Genomic DNA, 9,255 nt, shown 5'->3' on the forward strand with positions numbered 1-9,255 from the left:
CACTTTTTGGTGATTTGATGCTATCTTAAATAGGATATTTTTTTAGTTTGCATATTTGAGCCTTTATATTAAATGTTTTTGTGGAAGATTTTCATGTGGGGGAATTAGCTTTGTTTTTAAATTATTTACAGATAGTGAATTATAAAAATCTTAGTTCTACATGCTTTTCTTTTACTGAAGGTGTGAATACAGTTATTGGCGAAAATGATTCGGGAAAATCTAATGCAATGACAGCATTGAGAATTTTGTTGGATGATACATACTATTATAATACTAAAAGGTTAAAGGAGAATGATTTTTCCGATTTGTTAGGTAATTGGAAAGGACATTGGATTATTCTTTCTGCAGTATTTGGAAAAATTACTTCTGAAGATAAAAAAACAGAAGTTTGTGCTGGAATTGTGCCAGAAAGAGAAGATGAAGCTTTTTTAAAGTCTTATATTAAGAGTGGAGCAGATAATATTGGTATAATTTCTCTTTTTATTCGTCCACAAAAACAAGTGCGAAAAAAATTGAGTGAAATAACAGATATGGTTGAATTTGAAAATGAGAGAAATAAGATAAAATTATCTGATTATGAATTTTATTATACGAGCAGGTCTCAGGCTGATTTTACTGATACAGCTGTTTATAAGAGAATTGTTGGAGACTTGGAAAATGGAGAATGTTCTGATCCTGATGAGGATGACGACAAAATTTTAGGCTGTAAATTGAATATTGCTGATGTGCAGGATCATATTTCAGTAGTATTTATTGATGCATTGCGTGATGTAGCAAATGAATTAGGAAAGCCGAAAAATCCAATTAGAAGGATTATAGAATCAGTAGAATCCTTAATAAAGGAATCAGAAATAAATGCAATTAAATCTGAAATTGTAAAGTTAAATAAATCTATTTCAGAAGTTGATCAGGTTAAGCTAGTAGGGCAAAAAATTAATATGAAGTTGCTTGATATGATAGGTATGGTATATTCACCAGAGATAATTTTAGAGTCTGGATTAAAGGATGATATAAATTCTTTATCACGATATTTATTTATGAAGCCGTCAAAACAAAATGATATTGATTCTTTAGGGTTAGGTCATTTAAATATGATCTATATGGCTTTAAAAATTGTAGAATACGAGGTGAATAGGACACGGGAATTGATAAATATTATGATAATTGAAGAACCGGAAGCACATATACACACGCATATACAGAGAACTTTATTTGATAAATTAAAAGTAACAAAAGATTATACACAGATTATAACAACTACCCATTCTACTCATTTGGCAGAAGTATCGGAGATAAGAAATGTTAATATCCTTAAATCAATTGGAAATAAGAGCATTTCAATGCAACCAAGTCACGGGCTTGATGAATTTGGAAAAAAGAATTTGCAGTTAAAGAATTTGACATTATCTGACTGTGTTGAACGTTATTTGGACTCCAAACGTTCTGTGTTGCTGTTTTCAAAAGGGGTAATATTAGTAGAGGGTGATGGAGAAGAAATATTGATACCCAATATTATTAAAATTGCGCTAGGGGTATCTTTAGACGAGCTGGGAATTGGCTTGGTTAATGTAGGAAGCGTTGCATTCGAATATATTGCCAGTTTATTTGGTGAAGAAAGAATTCAGAGATCATGTGCTATTGTTACGGATGAAGATGTGCAGATTGTAGAAGCAAAGAGTAAATTATATAAGGCAGAAGCTGAGAGTAGAGGAAAGAGCAGACAGAACAAGTTGAAAACTTTATATGACCGAAATCTTTGGGTAGAATCATTTTATGCGCCACATACTTTAGAGGTTGATTTTGCCCTAGCTAATGAGAGAGTGAATAGCGATTATATCAGTAAAATAATAGACTTAAATTATGTTGATTTGAATACTATTAAAAAACATAAGAAAAATTTAAAAGAAGGAACCGATGCAGCATGTGCAGAAACAGTTCTAATGTTGGCCAGAGATATGGGAAAAGGGTGGTATGCTACTACTCTTTCAAATTATATTGATGTGACAGTTAGTGTTCCACAATATATTTTGAAAGCAGTTGCGTTTGCGAGCAGAGAAGTGATTTCAATAGATATTCTTTTTAAGATGGTAGAATATTCAATAAGTAAACATCAAGAAAGAGATGATAATGATTTGGAAATGAAAATAAAGAAAGCTATAACGCAAGAGGAAAAAAGGGATTGCATTAAACAATTCAGAAAAGAATACAAGGAAAATGTAGTTATAAAATTTTTGAAAGAAGTGGATAGGTATTGTATGGATTGGTGCAAATAATGAATAATATGGCTTTTTTGGATAAACTAAATTCGCAGCAAAAACAAGTTTGTGTTGATGAGGGGAACATATTGCTCAAGGCGTGTCCGGGAAGTGGAAAGACAAGAACTTTGACTTATAAATTAGCATATTTAGTGCAAAAATATATTTCTTCAAAAAAACTTAATATTGCGATAACGTATACACACAGAGCTGCAGACGAAATTAGGGATAGATTAGAAAAATTAGAAACTCCAGAGGATAAGGTTTGGGTAGGGACTATACACCAGTTTTGTCTAGAATTTGTTATCAGACCATATAGATGTATCATGAACGTTTGCGAAAGGGATATCATATCATAGATGAATATGTTACTAAGCAATATATTAAAGAAATTGCAGAAGAACTTGGAATTGATATTGGATATAATAAACCTTTTGATTACCCGGAAATATTAGAAAAATATCAAAAAAATTGTTAGTTAAAAAAGAAATAGATTTTAATGATATTTTAAGTATATCATTTGATTTGGTCAATAATAAAAAATTTATTGTAGAAAATATTTCTGGAATAATCAGAACAATTCTTGTAGATGAATATCAGGATACAAATGAACTACAATATAAAATATTGAGTAGTATTGTAATGGCCGATAAGAAGATACAAGTAACTTTGGTAGGAGATACAGATCAGGCAATATATGGAGGACTTGGAGGTGTTGCAAAGTCGTGTGATGAATTGCAAAGGGAGTTTGGAATAAAGTTTCAAGAAGGAAAATTAGATGGTTGTTATCGTACAACACAACGGATAGTTGATTATTATTCAAACTTCCAATTAAAAAGTATGAAGATACAGGCAGTATCAGATATAAAGGATAAAATGGGTTGCTTAGTTTATGATAACACTATAAGTAAGTCTAAATTATTTGAAAAAATTGCCTATATTGTAAAAAATGAACTTTCAAAAGGAATTCCGGATAATGAAATATGCATTATTGCACCTCAGTGGTGGTTACTTTTTCCTCTCTCTAAAAAGATAAAGGAATTATTGCCAGATGTAAAATTTGATGCACCGGATATTACACCAATAAAGTATGATCCCATGAATGTTTTTTATCTCATTTCAAAATTACTTTTTACAGAATCAGGGAAAAGCATAAAATTAAGAAAACGCGTTGCAAATGAGATAATTGAAATCCTGACAGAAGAATATAAGATATGTTTATCTGAAAAAATTGATCCATACAAGGTGCTAAAAGTTATTAATTCGATATCTCCAACTAATGAAAATGGAATTGTCTATTTACAGGAAGCAATAACAAAATTTTTGACAGGTCTTGGAATTAATTTAACTGTAGAAGCATATCTGAACAAGGCATACGAGGATTTTATGGAAAGAGTTAAGGATAGAGTGAAAAAAAACTATTTATCTACGGATATTGATGTGTTTAAGCAATGTTTTAAAGAAAAACGAGGTGTGGTTATTAATACATTTCATGGTGTTAAGGGTGAAGAATATACTACAGTTATTGCGTTTGGAATATTAAATGGTTATATTCCGCATTGGGATATTATAATAAATAAGCCACTTGACTATCGGAAAGATGAAACAAAAAAATTACTATATGTTGTTTGTTCGCGAGCAAAGGAAAATTTATATCTTTTTTCAGAACAAGGTCGTACTACACAGAGGGGAAAAACGCTACTACCAACGGATGAGATTGTAGAGCTTAAATACGAGTATGACAGTATAAAAGAAATTAGGGAATCGGGTTCAGATTTCAATAATTACAAAATTGTCGATGAGTATGAGGGTATGGGAAAAGATTTACGGAATATGAAATGAATATCTTCTTGTTGAATGAAATGTTTAATCCTCCAGCTATGCTGAGGAGAATGGAGTAAAAAGGAGCAGCAGTGTAAAATAGTGGTGAAAAAAACTTCAGTAAATGAAAGTAAAGATATATTATGTAACGGCAATGCCAATGTTGGCATGTCGCTGTACGGTGTTTATGATGCGAAACATGGTGCAAATAGCAACAAGTTAAGAAATCTATTAAAAATGGCCGGTCAAGAAAATACCTACGACAACTTTACATTTTCATTCTGTACATATCAATTGACACATATGTTCCTTGTCTTGTATAATGGGATAAAAAAGATATATTATTTGTCCTAGTGACAATAGAGGAAAAAATGAATAAACAAATTAATTTGAAGATAGACGAACATTTGTATAGAAAATTATCAGAATATTCTAAACAGAAAAAAAGACAATTCAATCAGTTTTGTTGGAATCATTAGTTTCTACATTGGCAAAAACACAAAATGTAGAAACCAGAAATGGTAGATTTACGTTTATTGACTTATTTTCTGGTATTGGAGGCATGCGAATTGCTTTTTCACGACAGGGTGGTGTCTGTGTATTTTCTAGTGAATGGGATCGATATGCCCAGAAAACTTATTTTGACAATTTCGATGTTCTGCCTCAAGGTGATATAACCCAGATAAATGCCCATGATATACCTGCCCACGATATACTTGTAGCAGGATTCCCTTGTCAGCCGTTTAGCATTGCTGGAGTATCCAAAAAGAATAGTTTGGGACGTGAAACTGGTTTCCAAGATAAAACACAGGGGACTCTTTTTTTTGATATTTGCCGTATATTAGAAGCTAAAAGACCCAAGGCGTTTTTATTAGAAAATGTAAAAAATTTAAAAAGTCATGATAAAGGGAATACTTGGCGTGTTATCCAAGAATCATTAAATCAATTGGGGTATGAAATTTTTTCGCAAGTAATTGATGGGCAAGGATTTGTACCTCAACATAGGGAACGAATTTTCATTGTGGGATTTGATCGCCAAAGGTATGGTAATTTTTATAATTTTCAATTTGATGTAGAAAATCAGAAACCTGAGAAAGTTCCAGTTTTGCGAGATATTTTAGATAAGGCTGTAGATAAAAAATATACCTTATCAGATAAATTGTGGGAATATTTGAGAAATTATGCCCAAAAGCATAAAGAAAAAGGAAATGGATTTGGCTATGGTATGCCTGATTTTGATGGGGTTACTCGCACATTAAGTGCAAGATATTATAAAGACGGTTCGGAAATACTCATCTATCAAGGAGAAGGAAAAAATCCCCGACGTCTAACGCCAAGGGAATGTGCCAGATTACAAGGCTATCCGGATAGTTTTAAAATTACTGTATCAGATACAAGAGCATATAAGCAGTTTGGGAATTCGGTTGTTGTTCCTTTAGTAACTGCAATTGCTGGCAGGGTTGTAGAAAAAATGGAAGAATTAGATGCGGAGGAAAATCAGGATCACAGGTGGTGAATTTGATGATATTGGATACGGAAAAAGAAACCATGAGTCAGAGGGCCATCCATTCAGTTAGAGCAGGGAAGATGGCTTTTTGTAAATTTTTAGCAGCTAATGACACGGGGCTTACTGGTGGACATCAATCTGGTATATATGTCCCTAAATCAGCTGTTAGTTTAATTTTTGATAAGCCGGGACAGCGTGGATCTAATATGAAAAGATCAGCAAAAATAATATGGCAGGGAAATTTTGAAACAGAAAGTAGTTTTACGTATTATGGATCTGGAACTAGAAATGAATATCGTATTACCCGTTTTGGTAGAGGTTTTGATCTTTTGAAACCAGAAAATACAGGATCATTAATTGTTATTGTGCGTAATGATGAGGATTATTATGAAGGTTGGGTTCTTGAAACAGAAGATGAGATTAATGAATTTCTTGATTTTTTTGGGATGTCTCCAACCGATACTGGACGATTAATCCAAGATGTTCCTCATTTTGAAAGTCAGGAAATTCAATTTGTAAGGGCAATGGATGAATTCATTTCTTCCTTAAACGGCGGTTTTCCTAAAGCCTATGATATGTCAGCTGCAGCCAGAAATATTTATAATTCTGTTTATGATCATATTGAAAATATCGTGAATAAACCAGATCAGGAACTTTTAAATTGGAATAATACTGAATATGCCCTATTCCAACGTATTGAAGAGGTACAGTATGGAGAGATTATACATAAGGGTTTTTCATCCATGCAGGAATTTGTGGGTATAGCTAACTCTGTTTTAAACAGAAGAAAAAGCAGAGCTGGAAAATCATTAGAGTTCCATTTAGAAGCGATTTTTCAAGGAAATAACTTATGTTATGAATCACAAGTAATAACAGAAGAACGAAAAAAGCCTGATTTTATTTTTCCTAGCGGTATAGCTTACCATGATCAATCTTATCCTGCAGATAAATTGATTGTTTTAGGAGCCAAAACAACGTGCAAGGACCGTTGGCGACAGGTAGTAACAGAAGCAAATCGCGTGGATATAAAATATCTTTGTACTTTACAGCAGGGAATTTCTCCGCAACAGCTTCATGAAATGAAAAGTGAACATGTAATTTTAGTTGTTCCTAAACCGTATATTCAAACTTATCCAAGAGAATATAGAGAAGATATTCTTTCATTAGCAACTTTCATACAGTTAGTAAAAGAGAAGACAGCCGATTATACAAAACATTGTTATTAAATAAAGCGAGTGGAAGCTTGTGACAGATGTATTATCAAAAGAACAAAGGCATAGAAATATGCAAAATATCCGATCTCAAAATACTAAACCGGAAATACTTCTGCGGAAAGCGTTATGGCATAAAGGTCTTCGTTATCGAAAAAATTACGCCGATTTGCCTGGAAAGCCAGATATTGTTTTGACACGGCAAAGAATTGCTATTTTTGTAGATGGCGATTTTTGGCATGCAAGAGGGTATCAAGATCGTCCGGGAGAACAAGTCGGTTCCAATAGGGAGTTTTGGATAAAGAAGTTAACCAACAATGTTGAACGTGATAAGGCTGTAAATGATGAATTAACTGAAATGGGGTGGCTCATTTTACGATTTTGGGAATCGGATGTCAAGAAAAATCTAGATGCATGTGTTGACGAAATTGTGGGATATTGCAAATAATTAAGGAAATATTTTATTGTTATTGAAAAATTTTGGTTTGTAATAAAGTTTATTTATACTAGAAATGAGGAGAAGAATGTATGCTGGTGAAATTATATCTTATCGGCAAGACATATTAACCTTCGCCTCAGAACAGTACGGCACGGAGCCGGAGTATTTATGGTCGTCTGCTCCTGAGTATGCTGTGCTGCGGCATCGGAACGGAAAGTGGTACGGTATTATCATGAATGTGCCGCAGGAGAAGCTGGGATTGTCCGGGCAGGATTGGGTTGATATTTTGAATGTAAAGTGTGAGCCTGACATGATTGGAAGCTTTCGTCAGCATGCAGGCGTTCTGCCGGCCTATCATATGAACCGAACTCATTGGCTGACGGTTCTCTTAGATGGTTCAGTGGATAGGGAAACGATTTGCTTGCTGCTCACTATGAGTTATGATTTGATTGAGCGAGGGTCGAAGAAACGAAAGCGGCTGCGTCGTGAGTTGAAGTAAACGGGCGTTGGCTGTAAACAACAGGATATCATACCATTCTTGAAGCAGTTCGGCTGGCATGGCCGGGCTGCTTTTGTCGTACTGGCGATATTTTTGATATTGCCTGATGGTGGCTGGCATGGGAAAAATGAGGTAATGTCGTCAGAGGGCAACCCGGCATATGAATCGAGAGCGGGCGTAAAGCCCCAAAAGAGAGATATTGTCTGGCTTGATGGATGATGGGATGTTGAAGCTACAAGATTGGGATACTGTGGGCTGTGACGCCCATCTATAGCCGGCGGAATGCGAGCTGGTATATGAAGCGAGGGCCTGTGTGGAAATGGCAGAAAGACTTGTTGGCTGACATGATTGCAGGCCGTGCTGAGGCCGCAGAGGCAGGAAGAAATAGTGATGGAGAACTCCTGCTATTATTGCGAAAGTGAGCCGCAGAATGACGATAGTCAAGGGGCTATCAAGGGGATAGAGGAAAAGAGTTTGCTTGTTTATTGATAGCGTAGTTAGCTGATAGATGAAAGCATGAGGGGATATGATGAAATTTGTCAGCCGCTGGTATTTGATAAGAGTCAAGATCCTTATTAACTGCCGAAAGGTATAAGGCCATGTTTGAGAACCCGGATGGCTGGCTGAGGGATTGAAGGGAAACCATTAGACCGTATTGCCGCATAGGCTAGGGAGTGAATAGATGATTTCAAAGAGGGCAAGAGCCTGTCAGCAACACCTATTGGACGGTATGGCTGAACAAGGACTGATGGGTGATTGCAATCGGTTTGTAAAAAAACGTGGCATTATTGAATACAGATAGCCGTCGACAAACAGATCATTCATATAGGCAGGCCATGTTTGAGAAACACATCCGATAGTGTTTAATAGGTTTATTGGCTGATGGATAGCTGTCACAAGGAGCATGAGGTTATGTCTGTAAAAGCTATTAGATAGATGCTGTTGCCGTATAGGCTGGATAAGTAATACGATGATTTTAAAGATCGTAAGAGCCTGTTGGCCGCACCTATTAGACGGCTATGGCTGAACAAGCTATTTGACTGATGGATGCGATTTTTTGCAAAAAATTGATAGTGCCGGAATACCCGTCGCTGTCGGTAAAAATAGTATTGCGTTGTATAGTCATGAGATTGTATGGTGTTGAATAGGGTATGCATAAAACTTATCGAATAGGAACGACGCGCTGCCATTGGCTAGTCAAGACAGGCGATATATTGTCAGGTATTCGGCGCTGCATGAGCCGTTTAAGGCCCTATTGTAGGGTTATATGTTTTGATTTACATCCATTATAAAAGTGAATTACGGCATATAGCCGGCAAGGGCCTCTGACTGCAAACGGCGTTGTTAAGCCGTTTTTAGATTGGACTATGTGAAGCTTTTTCTGTAAATAACTGCCAGGTATAGGTCTTCTATGATACAATCTAAATCATAGGAGGCTTACTATCATGGCAAGAGAAAAGAAACCGGTACATAAGGTCATTATGACCGAAGGAAAACGCAGCATTATTCAACAACTGTTTCAA

7 protein-coding genes are annotated in these 9,255 nt (G+C 35.2%); all 7 read left to right on the forward strand.

Annotation, left to right across the window (positions count from 1 at the left end; all coding sequences use genetic code 11):
* Nucleotides 1-95 precede the first annotated feature (95 nt).
* The 7 genes from CJ260_RS10720 (at nucleotide 96) to CJ260_RS10750 (ending at nucleotide 7,732) form a co-directional block, all read left to right on the forward strand.
* Nucleotides 96-2,273 (forward strand): AAA family ATPase, encoded by a 2,178-nt coding sequence (locus tag CJ260_RS10720; protein WP_198947451.1) that lies wholly within the window; start codon nucleotides 96-98, stop codon nucleotides 2,271-2,273.
* Nucleotides 2,274-2,281: 8 nt separating this feature from the next.
* Nucleotides 2,282-2,614, forward strand: coding sequence for a UvrD-helicase domain-containing protein (locus CJ260_RS13445; RefSeq protein ID WP_369831757.1), 333 nt, complete (start codon nucleotides 2,282-2,284; stop codon nucleotides 2,612-2,614).
* A 100-nt stretch (nucleotides 2,615-2,714) separates the two neighbouring features.
* Nucleotides 2,715-4,097, forward strand: a complete 1,383-nt coding sequence (locus tag CJ260_RS10730; RefSeq protein WP_255378507.1) for a UvrD-helicase domain-containing protein — start codon at nucleotides 2,715-2,717, stop codon at nucleotides 4,095-4,097.
* Nucleotides 4,098-4,542: 445 nt separating this feature from the next.
* Nucleotides 4,543-5,592 carry a DNA (cytosine-5-)-methyltransferase gene (gene dcm / locus CJ260_RS10735; RefSeq protein ID WP_198947452.1) on the forward strand — a complete coding sequence of 350 codons (1,050 nt, stop codon included), beginning with the start codon at nucleotides 4,543-4,545 and terminating at the stop codon, nucleotides 5,590-5,592.
* A gap of 5 nt (nucleotides 5,593-5,597) precedes the next feature.
* The gene (locus tag CJ260_RS10740; protein WP_198947453.1) at nucleotides 5,598-6,809 is read left to right on the forward strand and encodes a type II restriction endonuclease; all 1,212 of its coding nucleotides are present in this window, start codon (nucleotides 5,598-5,600) and stop codon (nucleotides 6,807-6,809) included.
* Nucleotides 6,810-6,828: 19 nt separating this feature from the next.
* Nucleotides 6,829-7,242, forward strand: coding sequence for a very short patch repair endonuclease (locus CJ260_RS10745; RefSeq protein WP_095630182.1), 414 nt, complete (start codon nucleotides 6,829-6,831; stop codon nucleotides 7,240-7,242).
* 76 nt (nucleotides 7,243-7,318) lie between these two features.
* Nucleotides 7,319-7,732, forward strand: coding sequence for an MmcQ/YjbR family DNA-binding protein (locus tag CJ260_RS10750; RefSeq protein ID WP_095630183.1), 414 nt, complete (start codon nucleotides 7,319-7,321; stop codon nucleotides 7,730-7,732).
* The last annotated feature ends 1,523 nt before the right edge of the window (nucleotides 7,733-9,255 follow it).

It is taken from the genome of Megasphaera sp. ASD88 (assembly GCF_002287425.1).
GTDB lineage: Bacteria > Bacillota > Negativicutes > Veillonellales > Megasphaeraceae > Megasphaera > Megasphaera stantonii.